This is a genomic window from Pseudomonas sp. GM48 (assembly GCF_000282335.1).
Taxonomy (GTDB): Bacteria; Pseudomonadota; Gammaproteobacteria; order Pseudomonadales; family Pseudomonadaceae; genus Aquipseudomonas.
This window is the reverse complement of sequence record NZ_AKJM01000107.1, coordinates 31,309-46,481: the sequence shown is the minus strand read 5'-3', so window position 1 is coordinate 46,481 and position 15,173 is coordinate 31,309. Positions and strand designations below refer to the sequence as shown.

12 protein-coding genes are annotated in these 15,173 nt (G+C 60.4%); 6 read left to right on the top strand and 6 right to left on the bottom strand.

Annotated elements, in window-relative coordinates; all coding sequences use genetic code 11:
• Positions 1-1,026 (bottom strand): NAD(P)H-dependent glycerol-3-phosphate dehydrogenase, encoded by a 1,026-nt coding sequence (locus PMI28_RS10140; RefSeq protein WP_033063470.1) that lies wholly within the window; start codon positions 1,024-1,026, stop codon positions 1-3.
• Positions 1,027-1,221: 195 nt separating this feature from the next.
• Between PMI28_RS10140 and PMI28_RS10145 the strand changes: the two genes are divergently transcribed.
• From PMI28_RS10145 to PMI28_RS10170, 6 genes are all read left to right on the top strand, one after another.
• Complete coding sequence (locus PMI28_RS10145) at positions 1,222-3,345, top strand: TonB-dependent receptor plug domain-containing protein (protein ID WP_007988783.1); 2,124 nt, start codon at positions 1,222-1,224, stop codon at positions 3,343-3,345.
• A 1-nt stretch (position 3,346) separates the two neighbouring features.
• A complete protein-coding gene (locus PMI28_RS10150; protein WP_007988780.1) occupies positions 3,347-4,279 on the top strand; it encodes an ABC transporter substrate-binding protein in 933 nt (310 codons plus the stop codon).
• Positions 4,276-6,177, top strand: a complete 1,902-nt coding sequence (locus PMI28_RS10155) for an ATP-binding protein (protein WP_007988775.1) — start codon at positions 4,276-4,278, stop codon at positions 6,175-6,177. Before PMI28_RS10150 ends, PMI28_RS10155 begins: the two co-directional genes overlap by 4 nt.
• A 247-nt stretch (positions 6,178-6,424) precedes the next feature.
• Positions 6,425-6,940, top strand: a complete 516-nt coding sequence (gene fabA / locus PMI28_RS10160) for a 3-hydroxyacyl-[acyl-carrier-protein] dehydratase FabA (protein ID WP_003179264.1) — start codon at positions 6,425-6,427, stop codon at positions 6,938-6,940.
• Between the two features lie 11 nt (positions 6,941-6,951).
• On the top strand, positions 6,952-8,172 hold the full coding sequence (gene fabB, locus PMI28_RS10165) for a beta-ketoacyl-ACP synthase I (protein WP_007974551.1): 1,221 nt from the start codon (positions 6,952-6,954) through the stop codon (positions 8,170-8,172).
• 409 nt (positions 8,173-8,581) lie between these two features.
• The gene (locus PMI28_RS10170) at positions 8,582-8,770 is read left to right on the top strand and encodes a hypothetical protein (protein ID WP_007988774.1); all 189 of its coding nucleotides are present in this window, start codon (positions 8,582-8,584) and stop codon (positions 8,768-8,770) included.
• An 83-nt stretch (positions 8,771-8,853) separates the two neighbouring features.
• On the opposite strand, the gene PMI28_RS10175 is transcribed toward PMI28_RS10170, so the two are convergent.
• The 5 genes from PMI28_RS10175 to cysM form a co-directional block, all read right to left on the bottom strand.
• A complete protein-coding gene (locus tag PMI28_RS10175; RefSeq protein ID WP_007988773.1) occupies positions 8,854-9,396 on the bottom strand; it encodes a DUF2058 domain-containing protein in 543 nt (180 codons plus the stop codon).
• A gap of 28 nt (positions 9,397-9,424) precedes the next feature.
• Complete coding sequence (mazG, locus tag PMI28_RS10180; RefSeq protein ID WP_007988772.1) at positions 9,425-10,258, bottom strand: nucleoside triphosphate pyrophosphohydrolase; 834 nt, start codon at positions 10,256-10,258, stop codon at positions 9,425-9,427.
• A 129-nt stretch (positions 10,259-10,387) separates the two neighbouring features.
• The gene (gene relA / locus PMI28_RS10185; RefSeq protein WP_007974540.1) at positions 10,388-12,631 is read right to left on the bottom strand and encodes a GTP diphosphokinase; all 2,244 of its coding nucleotides are present in this window, start codon (positions 12,629-12,631) and stop codon (positions 10,388-10,390) included.
• A 122-nt stretch (positions 12,632-12,753) separates the two neighbouring features.
• Entirely contained in the window at positions 12,754-14,106 is a 1,353-nt protein-coding gene (gene rlmD, locus PMI28_RS10190) for a 23S rRNA (uracil(1939)-C(5))-methyltransferase RlmD (RefSeq protein ID WP_007988771.1), read from the bottom strand.
• The gene (gene cysM, locus PMI28_RS10195; protein WP_007988770.1) at positions 14,106-15,008 is read right to left on the bottom strand and encodes a cysteine synthase CysM; all 903 of its coding nucleotides are present in this window, start codon (positions 15,006-15,008) and stop codon (positions 14,106-14,108) included. The genes rlmD and cysM overlap by 1 nt, the downstream gene beginning before the upstream one ends.
• Positions 15,009-15,173 lie beyond the last annotated feature (165 nt).

Here is a 15,173-nt window from a genome sequence, read left to right as displayed (position 1 = left end):
TTAGTTGAAACCACTGGTGGAAATAAAGTCGACATCGGTTTTCGGCTCGCCACGCATTAACAGAGCGATGACCTGTTCCAGCGTACGGCCTTCGAACAGGATCGCATGCAGCCCGGCGACCAGCGGCATGTACACGCCAACCTCCTGGGCCTTGGCCTTGAGCACTTTAAGCGTGTTGACCCCTTCGGCGACTTCGCCCAGGCGTGTGACTGCCTCGTCCAGGCTCAGGCCCTGGCCGAGGGCGAAGCCGACCTGATAGTTACGGCTCTTGGGCGACGAGCAGGTCACGATCAGATCGCCCACGCCCGCCAGTCCCAGGAAGGTCATGGGGTTGGCGCCCTGATTCACCGCGAAGCGGGTCATTTCCGCCAATGCACGGGTGATCAGCATGCTCTTGGTGTTTTCCCCCATGCCCAACGCCACCGCCATGCCGGCGATGATCGCGTAGACATTTTTCAATGCCCCGCCCAGCTCGACACCGAAACGGTCGGCGCTGGCGTACACGCGAAAGGTGCGGCCGTGCAGCGCGGCCTGAACCTGCTGGCACAGTTCTTCGTCTTCACTGGCGACCACCGTGGCGGTCAGCGCGTGTTCGGCGATTTCACGGGCGAGGTTGGGTCCGGACAGGACGCCGATGCGCGCCTGCGGGGCAATCTCTTCGAGGATCTCGCTCATCAGTTTGAATGTGTGGGCTTCGATACCCTTGGTCAGGCTCACCAGCAATTTGCCGGTCAACCGTTCGGCGTGCGGCACCAGCACCGAGCGCAGCGCGCTGGAGGGCAATGCGACGAAACACAGGTCACAGGCATCCAGGGTGGCTTGCAGGTCGGTGACCGGCGTCACGCCGGGCAGGATCTTGATGCCTTTGAGGTAACGCGGGTTCTCGCGATTGACCCGAATGGCCTCGGCCTGTTCGGGGTCGCGCATCCACTGAAGGACCTGATGCCCGTTCTCGGCCAGCAGATTGGCCACGGCGGTCCCAAAACTTCCGCCTCCCAGGACCGCAATTGGGCGCTGTTCAGTCATATGCAATCCGTTAATCCATACCAGTGGCGATGTCAGCATTATACGGGGCGGCCCCTTGGCGGCCAGCCCCGACGTCAAATACTGGCTCCCGCGGGAAGAAGACCAACAAATCCGAGGAAAATGCGGGCATCGTGAATGGAAAAGTCATTCGGCTCGGTTAACATGCGCGCCTTCAATCACTGACAGGAACGTGTTGTGTCTCCGGGTTATCCTTCACCGCGTTCGCCTTTGGTACTGGCGCTGATTTTCAGTCCGCCATTACTGGCCGACGATTTGTTCCTGGACAGCGAACCGCTGCCGCAAGTGCTCACGGCCACGCGCCTGAAGCAGTCGCCGGCTGCCGTTCCGGGCAGCATGACCGTGATCGACAGCGCCCTGATCCACGCCAGTGGCGCCCGCGATATCAGCGAACTGCTGCGCCTGGTGCCGGGGATGATGGTCGGCAACATCAGTGGCAACCAGGCCGCGGTGAACTACCACGGCACCAACGCGACTCAAGCCCGGCGCATGCAAGTGCTGATCGACGGGCGCTCGGTGTATCGCGCCGGCCTGGCCACCGTGGACTGGAGTGACATTCCGGTGGCCATGGAAGACATCGAACGCATCGAAGTCTTTCGCGGGCCGAATACCGTCAGCTACGGCGCCAATGCCCTGATGGCGGTGGTCAACATCATTACCCGGCGGCCGGCCGACAGTCACGGCACGCGCATGAAAGTCACCCACGGCCAACGCGGCATCGACGACTTTTACGCCAGCCAGGGCGTGGGCTGGGAGGATGGCGACTTGCGCCTGTCCTTGTCCGGCCAGCAAGACGACGGTTTCGACAGTGACCGCACCGGTGCCGACTACCACGACGGCCGACGCTTGAACCGCTTCAACCTCGCCGTCAGCCAGACACTCAACGCACAGCAAAGTATTGATTGGCAATTGAATGCCAAGGACGGCACCAACCAACGGCCCTATACCTACAGTCCTGTGTTCCCGGGGATTACCCGCGCGGGCGACGACTCCGACGTCACCTCCAAGGACTATGCCGGGTCATTGCGCTGGAACCTCGATATCAATCCCGATCACAGCCTTTATATCCAGGGTTCGGCCCAACACTGGGATCGCCAGCAAACCTGGCGGGCCTGCGACGCAGAAGTATCGTTCAGTCCGCAACTGACCGAACTCTGGCAATTGAACCCGAACTACACCGAACGCCTGGCCCGCAACATCACGCGTTTCATCGGTCCTGGTGCGCCCGCCGGTACACCCGCCGAGCAGGCGTTGGCCAACCAGGTACTCGATCAATGGCGCAACGGCGCGAGCCAGACCGTTTGCGGCGACATCGACCAGAGCACCCGGGAATCGCGTTACGACCTCGAATTGCAAGACACTCTGAGCCTTGCCGATAACCTGCGGCTGGTCAGCGGGATAAACTATCGTTACGACCGGGCGGATTCCGAAACCTATTTCAATGGCACTCTCGATGACACGATCTGGCGGGCGTTTGGCCAGTTTGAGTGGCGTGCCACCGAACACTGGCTGCTGCAAGGCGGCGCCATGTTCGAAGATACCCGGTTGATCGGCAGCTCGCTGACACCCCGCGTGGCGGTCAACTACCTGATCAACCCGCGCCACGGCTTGCGTGCGGTGTACTCCGAGGCCATCCGCTCGCCGGACATGTTCGAGAACAACGTCAACTGGAGTTATCAGGTCACCAACCTCAAGCCCGGTGCCTTTGGCCAGTCCAGCGCCCGTTATTTCGTCAAGACCCGCGGCCCCGGCAACCTCGATCAAGAGCGCATGCGCTCCCGGGAACTCGGCTATAACGGCTATTTTCCCGAAGCGGGGCTGGCGCTCGACGTTAAGCTGTTCCACGACGAAATCACCGGCATGATCAGTGAACCGCTACGCAACAATCAGTACATCGCCAGCAACGCCAACAAGGAGCGTTTTTCGGGGGGCGAAACCCAGCTCGACTGGCGTGTCGGCAGCCTCGATCGCCTGCGACTGACCTATGCCTACGTCGATGCCGACGCCAGCAACCCGCTGGATGCCAAACAGACTGCACGCAACAGCGGTTCCGCCGGGTGGATGCGCGATTGGGGCCGGGGCTGGAACAGTGCGCTTTTCTACTATGGGGATGACGCCCTCAACGGCTACCGCTTCGAACGGGTCGATGCGCGCATCGCCAAGCGTATCGGCCTGGGTAAGGCCAGCCTGGAACTGGCCGGAGTGCTCCAGCAACGGCTGGACAATCAGCCGACCACCTTCATCGATAACAATTATGACCAGCGCCACGTGATGTATTTCAGTGCGGAGCTGGAGCTTTAAGATGCCGCATCGTCTGGCCAGTAGAATGCCGACCTTGGGCCGGCTGCTGGCCGCACTTTGCCTGTCGTTATGCGGCATGCTGGGCAGCCTGGCGAGTAACGCCGCCGACATTTTGCTCACGGGGGCCGAAGACAGCCCCGGTGTGCGGGCGTTTACCCAGGCCCTGAGCGAGTTGCGACCGGGCGATAACGTACGATTCCAGACACTGGCCAGTATGCCGATACCGGACAAGCTGCCGGAAAACATCCGCTTGATACTGCTCGACCTGCCCAGCCTCGACTGGCGCCTGCAGGACGCCCAGGGCCCGGCGACACTGGTGCTGCGCATCAGCCGCCTGCAAGCCCGGCAACGCTTGAACAACACGTTGCCTGCGCGCCTTTGCCTGCTATGGAGCGATCCACCGCTGGACCGCCAGTTGCGCTTGATCCGCACCCTGTTGCCTCAAGCCCAACGCATCGGCGTGCTCTACGACAATCACAGCGAATTCCTCTTGAGTGAGCTGCGTCAGGCCGCCCTCCCCTTGGGTCTTGAGGTGGTCACCCAGCGTTGGGACGACATTCACGACAGCCGTCCGTTACAGGCCTTGTTGAAAAACAGCGACGTGTTGCTGGGCCTGGACGATGCCGACCTGTACAACCCGCAAACCGCCAAGAACCTGCTGCTGAGCAGCTACTCACGGCAAATGGCGCTGATCGGACCCAACGCGGGTTTCGTCAAGGCCGGGAGCCTGGCCAGCACCTACAGCGATCAGAGTGATTGGCTGGCGGTCCTCGACGAATTGCTCGACCGGCCACCGGCCACCTGGCCGCGCACGCATTACCCCCATCGATTCAAAGTCGCGAGCAACCCGCAGGTAGCGCGTTCATTGGGCCTCGAGCAGATAAACGAAGCGTCTGTCGCCACACTGCTGGCTGAAGGAGAACGCCGTCCATGAACTTTCGCCGTCGCTGGGACATCAACACCCGTACCCAACTCATCAGCCTCGGCCCTGCTTTGCTGCTGACCTTGTTGTTGATCAGCTTCTTCACGTTCGTGCGCATCCAGGATCTGCGTCAGGAAATCACCCACACCGGCCAGTTGATCGCCAATCAACTGGCCCCCGCTACCGAATACGGGGTGATTTCGGGCAACAGCGAAGTGCTCGAAACCTTGCTCAAGGCGACACTGGCTACGCCCAATGTGCGCTTTCTGGAAATCCAGGACAGCGCCAACCGGGTTCTGGTGTACGTCGAGCAACCAAGCGAACCTCACAATCGAGCACAACAGGTCGAAGTGTTCCAGGCACCGATACGGCTACAGCGCATCGCTTTGCAGAATGATTTTTTCCAGAGCAGCAAAACCGCCAACGCGGCCCCCACCGAAGACTATCTCGGGCGGGTGATCGTCGGGCTGTCCAATGATGCCTTCAGCCAGCGCCAGCAGGAAATCGTACTCAAGGCCGCCATTCTGGCGCTGTTTGCCTTGCTGTTTACCTTCCTCGTGGCCCGGCGTCTGGCGGGCAGCCTATCGCAACCGATCCGTGATATCGGCAATGCGGTCAAGGCGATTCAGGACGGCGACTACAAAACACCGCTGCCGATTGTCGACGACACCGAACTGGGGGCGCTGTCGCAACACATCAACAACCTCGCCAGCGGTCTCGAAAAGGCCAGCCGCGAACAGCATCAGGCCATGGCGCAGCTGATCCAGACCCGCGAAGAGGCAGAAAAGGCCAACAACGCCAAATCCGACTTCCTCGCCATGATGAGCCATGAACTGCGCACGCCGATGAATGGCGTACTGGGCATGCTGCAGTTGCTGGAAACCACCAACATGACCGAGGAACAGCTGGAATACGCGGCGCTGGCCTCGGAATCCACCGAGCACTTGCTCAAGGTCATCAACGATATCCTGGACTTCTCGCGGATCGAACGTTCGGAGCTGGAACTGGAACACATTCCATTCAACCTCGCCGACCTGATCGGCAGTTGCGCCCAGTCGTTCCAGCACAGTGCCGCGCAACGCGGCCTGGACTTGAAACTGAAGATCCCCGACGACATGCGCGGCTTGCAGGTCAAGGGCGACCCGACGCGTATCCGGCAGATACTGGTCAACCTGATCGGCAATGCACTGAAGTTCACCGAGCAGGGCCGCATCACCCTCGAGGCGCAGTGGCAGTCGCTGGACCACGAGTTGCTGTGGTTCACCTGCACCGTGCGCGACAGCGGTATCGGCATTCCGGCGCAAAACCTGGAACTGATGTTCAACGCCTTCCAGCAGGCCGACAGCTCCATTTCAAGGCGTTACGGCGGCACCGGGCTGGGCCTGCCGATTGCCCGCACCCTCGCCGAGCGCATGGGCGGCACCTTGCGCGCGCAGAGTGAGGAAGGCCGCGGTTCGGTGTTCACCCTGGAAATTCCGCTGGCACTGCACCAGCAGACGCAGCCGCTGTTGCCCCCGCGCGCGCAAACCGGCAACAGCAGCGGCGAAGGGCGCAATGTGCTGCTGGTCGAAGACAACCCGGTCAACCAGACGGTCATCGAAGCCATGTTGCGCAGCCTGGGCTTCAAGGTCAGCGTCGCCACCGACGGCGCTCAGGCGATACGCAGCGCCGAGAGCCTGATTTTCGAAGCGATCCTGATGGATTGCCGCTTGCCGATCATCGATGGCTATGAAGCCACCCGGCAGATTCGCCAACTGCCCGGGTGCACCGACCTGCCGATCATCGCCCTGACCGCCAACGCCTTGCAGGGCGATCGCGAAGCCTGTTTGTCGGCGGGGATGAACGATTACCTGGCCAAGCCCTTCAAACGTACTGATCTGCAGCAAATTCTGCAGCGCTGGGTGCAGTAGTACAGGCCTTTCGAGCATCTGTGACTGGCGTGAAAGGCGAAAGTGCGGCAGTCTTAAGCACCCGAACAGGCCCGAAAAGGGGCTTGAATAATAATTTCAGTGCACAAGTGTACATTCATGTCCTTGGTGCTGTGACTTTCACCACAACGCAATAGTCTATGAGTAGGCTGCCGGTTCGAGGCATGAACGCTTCGATCGGCCGGGAAGATTTGCCCCACCTGCCGCATGGGACTATTGAGGAGCTCGCATGACCAAACAAAACGCCTTTACCCGGGAAGATCTGCTGCGCTGCAGTCGCGGTGAGCTGTTCGGCCCTGGTAACGCGCAACTGCCCGCCCCGAACATGCTGATGGTTGACCGCATCACCCTGATCAGCGAAGAAGGTGGCAAGTACGGCAAGGGTGAATTGGTCGCCGAGCTGGATATCACTCCGGACCTGTGGTTCTTCGCCTGCCACTTCGAAGGCGATCCGGTAATGCCGGGCTGCCTGGGCCTCGACGCCATGTGGCAACTGGTCGGTTTCTTCCTGGGCTGGCAAGGCCTGCCGGGCCGTGGCCGTGCGCTGGGTTCGGGCGAAGTGAAATTCTTCGGCCAGGTTCTGCCGACCGCCAAGAAAGTCACCTATAACATCCATATCAAACGCGTCCTCAAGGGCAAGCTGAACCTGGCCATCGCCGACGGTTCGGTCACTGTCGACGGCCGCGAAATCTACACCGCCGAAGGCCTCCGGGTCGGCGTGTTCACCTCCACTGACAACTTCTAAGGGTTATCCGCATGCGCCGCGTCGTTATCACTGGTCTGGGCATCGTTTCTTGCCTGGGCAATGACAAAGAGACCGTCTCCGCTAACCTGCGTGCAAGCCGCCCTGGCATCCGGTTCAATCCGGAATATGCCGAAATGGGTCTGCGTAGCCAGGTTTCCGGCTCCATTGACCTCAACCTTGAAGAACTGATCGATCGCAAGATTTATCGCTTCGTCGGCCACGCGGCAGCTTATGCCTACCTGGCCATGAAAGACGCCATCACCGACTCGGGCCTGACCGAAGAGCAGGTTTCCAACCCGCGTACCGGCCTGATCGCCGGTTCCGGTGGCGCATCGACCCTGAACCAGATGGAAGCGCTGGACATCCTGCGCGAGAAAGGCGTCAAGCGCGTCGGCCCATACCGCGTCACGCGGACCATGAGCAGCACCGTTTCCGCGTGCCTGGCCACTCCATTCAAGATCAAGGGCCTGAACTACTCCATCGCTTCTGCCTGTGCCACCAGTGCTCACTGCATCGGTACCGCAATGGAACAGATCCAGATGGGCAAGCAGGACATCGTGTTTGCCGGTGGCGGTGAAGAAGAACACTGGAGCCAGTCGTTCCTGTTCGACGCCATGGGCGCCCTGTCCAGCAAGCGCAACGACACCCCGGAAAAAGCCTCCCGTGCCTACGACGCCGACCGTGACGGTTTCGTCATCGCCGGCGGTGGCGGCATGGTCGTGGTTGAAGAGCTGGAACACGCTCTGGCCCGTGGCGCGAAGATCTATGCGGAAATCGTCGGCTACGGCGCGACCTCCGACGGCTACGACATGGTTGCCCCAAGTGGCGAAGGCGCAATCCGCTGCATGCAGCAGGCGCTGTCCACCGTCGATACCCCGATCGACTACCTGAACACCCACGGCACCTCGACTCCGGTCGGCGACGTCGCGGAAATGAAAGGTGTACGTGAAGTGTTCGGCGACAAGGCTCCAGCCATCAGCTCCACCAAGAGCCTGTCGGGTCACTCCCTGGGCGCCGCCGGCGTTCACGAAGCGATCTACTGCATGCTGATGATGGAAGGCAACTTCATTGCCGGCTCCGCCAACATCGACGAGCTGGACCCTGAAGTGGCCGATCTGCCGGTACTGACCAAGACCCGCGAAAACGCCACCATCAACACCGTGATGAGCAACAGCTTCGGTTTCGGTGGCACCAACGCCACGCTGGTACTGAAGCGCTGGGAAGGTAAGTAATTTCCCGCTGCCAAGCCGCACATGAAAACGCCCCGACTGATTCGGGGCGTTTTTTTTTGCCTGAATGCTGTCCGTAGCAGCTGGCGAAGCCTGCGTTCGGCGACGAAGTCGTCGTGAAATCATTAAAAACGCATGCGCAGGATTTGCGACTGCTTTGCAGCCGAACGCAGGCTTCGCCAGCTGCTACAGGTCCTGTGTTGTGTCGCAATTCTTCAATGCGAACATGAAGCTTTTGTCATGAAACTCAGCGGCATGCGACGCAATGCCGCAGATTTAAAGGCCTGCGGGATTTTCTCCGATTTTGCAAAAGATCGTTTCCAAATCGAAGCGTTTACTTAGCAAGCTAACAAAACATATAACGGAGGCCTGCACATGCCTTGCTGCAGATAACAAAGATTGGAGCTAGCAGATGACTGTAAAAGTAACTGAACGCGACGATTCACATAAATCCCACGAGGGTGTAGCCGCCGGTATCCGGATCTGGGACGTGCATCAACAAGACCTGCTGGTCGGGATGTTCCATTCCGAGACTGACGCGCAAAACTACAAGGCCGAACTGGAAACACTGGAGCAGCAACGAGAACGACACTCCGCCTGAACAGCTCCAATAAGCATTAAAAGCATTGAAAACGACAAACCCCGCCATGAGCGGGGTTTGCCGTTACTGCAACCGTTAACCGCTTACCACATCAGATCATCAGGAATCTTGTAGGCCGCGTACGGATCGTCCTCGACACTGACTTCTTCGGTCTGCACATTCAGCTGCACGATGCGTTGTGGGTCGCGCTCCTGAATCTTCAATGCCGCCTCGCGCGGAATCACTTCGTAGCCGCCAGCGTGATGCACGATGGCCAGCGAACCGCTGCTGAGCTTGTTGCGCATCAAGGTGTTGACAGAGATGCGCTTGACCTTCTTGTCGTCGACGAAGTTGTAGTAATCCTCGGTCGTCAGTTTCGGCAGGCGCGAGACTTCGATCAATTGCTTGACCTGCGCGGCACGAGCCTTGGCCTCGGCTTTCTCCTGCTGCTGGCGGTTGAGTTCCTGGTCGCGCTTGACCTTCTCGGCCATGGCTTCCTGCGCCGCGCGCTGCTGGGAGTCATCCAGCTCGATCTGGCCTTTGTGGGCCAGGCGTTGTTGTTTCTGCTTGTCTTTGCTGACCTGCTTGGCCTGCTTCTGGTTGACCAGCCCTGCTTTGAGCAACTGGTCGCGAAGGGAAATGCTCATGGTGCTTATTACTCACTTAGGCCACTGCTCAACCGCAGCTGGGCAAATTCTTTTCCTGACGTTTGGCTTCGCCCCACAAGGCGTCCAACTCTTCGAGGGTGCAATCTTCCATGGGACGACGGGTATCGCGCAATGCCTGTTCGATAAAACGAAAGCGTCTTTCAAACTTGCCATTGGCGCCACGCAATGCGGTTTCCGGATCGACCTTGAGATGCCGCGCCAGATTGACCACGGAAAACAGCAGGTCGCCGATCTCGTCGGCCACGGCCTCGGGATCGTTTTCCGACATGGCTTCGAGGACTTCATCGAGCTCTTCACGCACTTTATCAAGCACCGGCAAAGCGTCCGGCCAGTCGAACCCGACCTGCCCCGCGCGCTTCTGCAATTTTGCCGAACGGGACAACGCCGGCAGTGCGGCGGGAACATCATCGAGCAACGACAGCTGCTCGGGTGCCGAAGATTTCTCCGCGCGTTCCTCGGCCTTGATCTCTTCCCAACGCTGCTTGACCTGCTCTTCACTCAGGCGCGGGACATCCAGCGGCGCATACAGGTCACCGGTGGGGAACACATGAGGGTGACGGCGGATCAGCTTGCGGGTGATGCTGTCGACCACGCCGGCGAACTCGAAGCGCCCTTCTTCCCGGGCCAACTGGCTGTAATAAACCACCTGGAACAGCAGATCGCCCAACTCACCCTGCAAGTGATCGAAGTCGCCGCGCTCGATGGCATCAGCGACTTCGTAGGCTTCTTCAAGGGTATGCGGGACGATGGTGGCGTAAGTTTGCTTGATGTCCCATGGGCAACCGTATTGCGGGTCGCGTAGGCGGTTCATCAGGTGCAACAGGTCTTCAAGTGAATACATTTATCAAACTCTACTGGACCCTGTGGGAGCGGGCTTGCTCGCGAAGAGGGAGTATCAGGCAACACAGATGTCGACTGACACACCGCTTTCGCGAGCAAGCCCGTTCCCACAGTGGATCGGCGCTGTTCATCAAGGCGTCCGGTTACGCCGGGTTTCGATGATGTTCGGCAACTGGGAGATTCGCCCCAGCAACCGCCCCAATGCATCCAGTCCCGGAATCTCGATGGTCAGGGACATCAGCGCGGTGTTGTCCTCTTTGTTCGAGCGGGTGTTGACCGCCAGCACGTTGATCCGCTCGTTGAGCAGCACTTGCGACACATCACGCAGCAAACCGGAACGGTCGTAGGCACGGATGACGATGTCCACCGGATAAGTGAGCACCGGTACCGGCCCCCAGCTGACCTGGATGATTCGCTCGGGTTCGCGCCCGGCCAGTTGCAGCACCGAGGCGCAGTCCTGGCGGTGAATGCTCACGCCGCGGCCCTGGGTGATGTAACCGACGATTGCATCGCCCGGCAACGGTTGGCAGCAGCCGGCCATCTGGGTCATCAGGTTGCCGACGCCCTGGATCTGGATATCGCCGCGCTTGCCCGGTTTGTAGCCGGTGGCCTTGCGTGGAATCAGTTCCAGCTGTTCGTTGCCGCGCTCTGGTTCGACCAGTTGCTGCGCCAGGTTGACCAGTTGCGCCAGACGCAAGTCGCCGGCACCGAGGGCGGCGAACAGGTCTTCGGCGGTTTTCATGTTGGCCTTGTCGGCCAGCTTGTCGAAATCCACCGCCGGCAGACCGAGGCGATTGAGCTCGCGCTCAAGCAGCGTTTTACCGGCCGCGACGTTCTGGTCACGAGCCTGCAACTTGAACCAGTGAACGATCTTCGCTCGCGCCCGCGACGTGGTGACGTAACCCAGGTTCGGGTTCAGCCAGTCACGGCTTGGGGTGCCGTGCTTGCTGGTGATGATCTCGACCTGTTCACCGGTTTGCAGGCTGTAGTTGAGCGGTACGATACGCCCGTTGATCTTGGCGCCACGGCAGTTGTGACCGATTTCGGTGTGTACGCGGTAGGCGAAGTCCAGCGGCGTCGCGCCCTTCGGCAAGTCGATGGCGTGACCGTCCGGGGTGAAAATGTAGACGCGGTCAGGCTCGATATCGACCCGCAGCTGTTCCGCCAGGCCACCGATGTCGCCCAGCTCTTCGTGCCATTCGAGCACCTGACGCAGCCAGGAGATTTTTTCTTCGTAGTGATTGGAACCGGATTTGACGTCGGTGCCCTTATAGCGCCAGTGCGCGCACACGCCGAGTTCGGCTTCTTCGTGCATCGCGTGGGTGCGGATCTGCACTTCCAGCACCTTGCCCTCGGGCCCGATCACCGCCGTGTGCAGCGAGCGATAGCCGTTTTCCTTGGGGTTGGCGATGTAGTCGTCGAACTCTTTCGGGATGTGCCGCCACAGGGTGTGGACGATGCCGAGCGCGGTGTAGCAGTCGCGCATTTCCGGCACCAGCACACGAACGGCACGCACGTCGTAGATCTGGCTGAACTCCAGGCCCTTGCGCTGCATTTTGCGCCAGATCGAATAGATGTGCTTGGCCCGGCCGCTGATATCGGCATCGACGCCGGTGGCCTGCAATTCGTTTTTCAGCTGGCTCATCACGTCGCTGATGAAGCGCTCGCGATCCAGTCGCCGCTCATGGAGCAACTTGGCGATCTGCTTGTACTGGTCCGGCTCCAGGTAACGGAAAGACAAGTCTTCCAGTTCCCACTTGATGTGGCCGATACCCAGGCGATGGGCCAGTGGCGCGTAGATGTCGAAGACTTCACGGGCCACGCGGTTGCGCTTTTCGTCGTCGGCGGTTTTCACCGCACGGATCGCGCAGGTGCGTTCGGCCAGTTTGATCAGGGCGACGCGAACGTCATCGACCATGGCCACCAGCATCTTGCGCAGGTTTTCCACCTGGCCCTGGGTGCCCAGCACCAGGGATTTGCGCGGGCTCAGGCTGTCGCTGATCGCGGCCATGCGTTGCACGCCGTCGATGAGTTTGGCCACCACCGGACCGAAGCGCTGGCTGACGGCCGGCAACTTGATCTGGCCTTCGCGTACGCCTCGATACAGGATCGCGGCGACCAAAGAGTCCTGGTCGAGTTTGAGGTCGGCGAGGATCTCGGCGATCTCAAGTCCGGTACGGAAAGTCGAGTTACCTTCCGACCATAGATTCTGTGCCGCATTGGCTTGTTGTTCGGCCTCGCGAGCGTACTCGCAGGCTTCCTTCAAGGCTTCGCGATCCAGTGCCAGATCGACACTCACCGCGTGATCGAGCCAAGCCTCGAGATTGATACTGCCGTCGGTGTTGATCGGCTGGTGTGCTCTCACCTGTACCATCTTGCTTACCTTCCCTACGACGCAGATTCAATGCGTCAAATCGCTGACCTTCGTTGCCTGTGCGCCCACGTCGGGCTCGGTGCGCGGCTGCACGGGCGGGCCAGTCGGACCAGACGAGCATCCTAGCTCGCTTCAAATAACGCCATGGCCTCGACATGTGCCGTTTGAGGAAACATATCGAGAATCCCGGCACGTTTTAACCGGTAGCCCTGCTTGATCAATTCGACCGTGTCGCGCGCCAGGGTTGCCGGGTTGCATGACACATACACCAACCGCTCGGCGCCCAGGGTCTTGAGCTTGCGCACAACCTCGAAAGCACCGTCACGCGGTGGGTCCAAGAGTACCGCACAAAAGCCTTCGGCGGCCCATTCGGCGTCCGTCAAAGGCTGGGATAAATCGGCCTGAAAAAACTTCGCGTTATGCAGATTATTGCTAGCCGCATTCGCCGCTGCACGATCGACCATCACCTGCACACCTTCCACCGCCACCACTTCGCGAGCAGCCTTGGCCAGCGGCAAGGCAAAGTTGCCCAGGCCGCAGAACAAATCGAGTACGCGCTCATCGGCTGTCGGCTTCAACCAGTCCAGTGCCTGGGCGACCATCGCTTCGTTGACCCCGGCGTTGACCTGGATGAAATCTCCTGGCCGGTAAGCCAGTTCCAGATCCCACTGTTCAAGACGATAGCCCAATGACTGAGCGGCTTCGACCGGTTGCGGTTCACCGTCGCCATGCAGCCACAACTGGGCTTCGTGGAACGCGCAGAAATCCTTGAGGATGGTCATGTCACTTTCAGACAACGGCGCCATGTGCCGCAGCAAAACCGCCAGCGTCGAACCGCTGAACAACTCCACGTGCCCCAGCGCCTGAGGTTTGCTCAAGCGCCGCAACATCTCCGGCAAGCGGGCCATAATCGGCTGCAAGGGCTGTACCAGAACCGGGCATTCATCGATGCCCACGATGTCCTGGCTGCCGGCGGCGCGGAATCCGACTTCGAGTTTTTTCGCCTTCATGTCCCAGCGCACCGCGACGCGGGCGCGACGACGGTAGCCGAACTCCGGACCACTCAATGGCGCGGCCCATTCCTCGGGCTCGACACCGGCGACTTTGGACAATTGCTCGGCGAGCATGCGCTGTTTCAGGGCAAGTTGTTCGTTGTGAGGCAAATGCTGCACGCTGCAACCACCGCAACGACCGGCATGGGCGCACAGTGCCGGGCGACGCAACTCGCTGGCGGTGAACACCCGTTCGGTACGCGCTTCGACCACTTTGCCGTGGGCACCGAGCACCCGTGCCTCGATCTCTTCACCGGCCAATGCGCCGATGACGAACCAGGTGCGGCCTTCGAAAAACGCGATGCCGCGACCGTCATTGGCCAGGCGCTCGATGGTCAGGCGCTGCTTTTTGCCGGTCGGGATTTGCGGGGCCTTGCTGCCGCCGGTGGGCTGGAAGCGCAGGCCTCTTTCATGTTTGGCCATCAGTTGGGCGCGTCGAAAATGCCGGTCGACAGGTAACGGTCGCCACGGTCGCAGATGATCGCGACGATCACCGCGTTTTCAACTTCTTTGGACAGGCGCAGCATTGCCGCCACGGCACCGCCCGAGGACACGCCACAGAAAATGCCTTCTTCGCGGGCCAGACGACGGGTCACGTCTTCGGCTTCGCTTTGGGCCATGTCGACGATCCGGTCGACGCGATCGGCCTGGTAAATCTTCGGCAGGTATTCCTGGGGCCAGCGACGGATACCCGGGATCGCCGAGCCTTCCATCGGTTGCAGGCCGATGATCTGCACGTTGTCGTTCTGCTCTTTCAGGTAGCGCGACACGCCCATGATGGTGCCGGTGGTGCCCATGGAGCTGACGAAATGGGTGATGGTGCCCTGGGTCTGACGCCAGATTTCCGGGCCGGTGGTGGTGTAGTGCGCCTCGGGGTTATCACCGTTGGCGAACTGATCCAGTACCTTGCCGCAACCTTCGGCTTCCATCTTCAGCGCGAGGTCACGGGCGCCTTCCATGCCCTGCTCCTTGCTGACCAGAATCAGCTCGGCGCCATAGGCCGTCATGGCCGCCTTGCGTTCGGCGCTGGAGTTGTCCGGCATGATCAGGATCATCTTGTAACCCTTGATCGCAGCGGCCATGGCCAGGGCGATCCCGGTGTTACCCGAGGTCGCTTCGATCAGCGTATCGCCAACGTGGATCTGCCCGCGCAGTTCGGCGCGGGTGATCATCGACAGCGCCGGACGGTCCTTGACCGAACCCGCCGGGTTGTTCCCTTCGAGCTTGAGCAAAAGGGTATTGCTGGTGGCGCCGGGCAGGCGCTGCAAACGGACCAGCGGAGTATTGCCGACGCAATCGGCGATGGTTGGGTACTGCAAGGTCATGGCGTATTCGCAATCCAGACTGCGGGGGCACCTATCATACCGGCAAACGTTCCCAGGCCATATCACGCAAAGTGTGGTGCTTATGGCTAATGGGAATAAGCCAGGTTTTATCGGTGTGTGGGAGGGCCTCTTCGCGGGCAAGCCCGCTCCCACAGGGTACCGGGT

Bases quoted from the DNA above. Each gene is read 5' to 3' on its own strand.
- PMI28_RS10140 (WP_033063470.1), bottom strand. From the start codon at position 1,026: ATGACTGAACAGCGCCCAATTGCGGTCCTGGGAGGCGGAAGTTTTGGG.
- PMI28_RS10150 (WP_007988780.1), top strand. From the start codon at position 3,347: ATGCCGCATCGTCTGGCCAGTAGAATGCCGACCTTGGGCCGGCTGCTG.
- PMI28_RS10155 (WP_007988775.1), top strand. From the start codon at position 4,276: ATGAACTTTCGCCGTCGCTGGGACATCAACACCCGTACCCAACTCATC.
- fabA (WP_003179264.1), top strand. From the start codon at position 6,425: ATGACCAAACAAAACGCCTTTACCCGGGAAGATCTGCTGCGCTGCAGT.
- fabB (WP_007974551.1), top strand. From the start codon at position 6,952: ATGCGCCGCGTCGTTATCACTGGTCTGGGCATCGTTTCTTGCCTGGGC.
- PMI28_RS10170 (WP_007988774.1), top strand. From the start codon at position 8,582: ATGACTGTAAAAGTAACTGAACGCGACGATTCACATAAATCCCACGAG.
- PMI28_RS10175 (WP_007988773.1), bottom strand. From the start codon at position 9,396: ATGAGCATTTCCCTTCGCGACCAGTTGCTCAAAGCAGGGCTGGTCAAC.
- mazG (WP_007988772.1), bottom strand. From the start codon at position 10,258: ATGTATTCACTTGAAGACCTGTTGCACCTGATGAACCGCCTACGCGAC.
- relA (WP_007974540.1), bottom strand. From the start codon at position 12,631: ATGGTACAGGTGAGAGCACACCAGCCGATCAACACCGACGGCAGTATC.
- rlmD (WP_007988771.1), bottom strand. From the start codon at position 14,106: ATGGCCAAACATGAAAGAGGCCTGCGCTTCCAGCCCACCGGCGGCAGC.
- cysM (WP_007988770.1), bottom strand. From the start codon at position 15,008: ATGACCTTGCAGTACCCAACCATCGCCGATTGCGTCGGCAATACTCCG.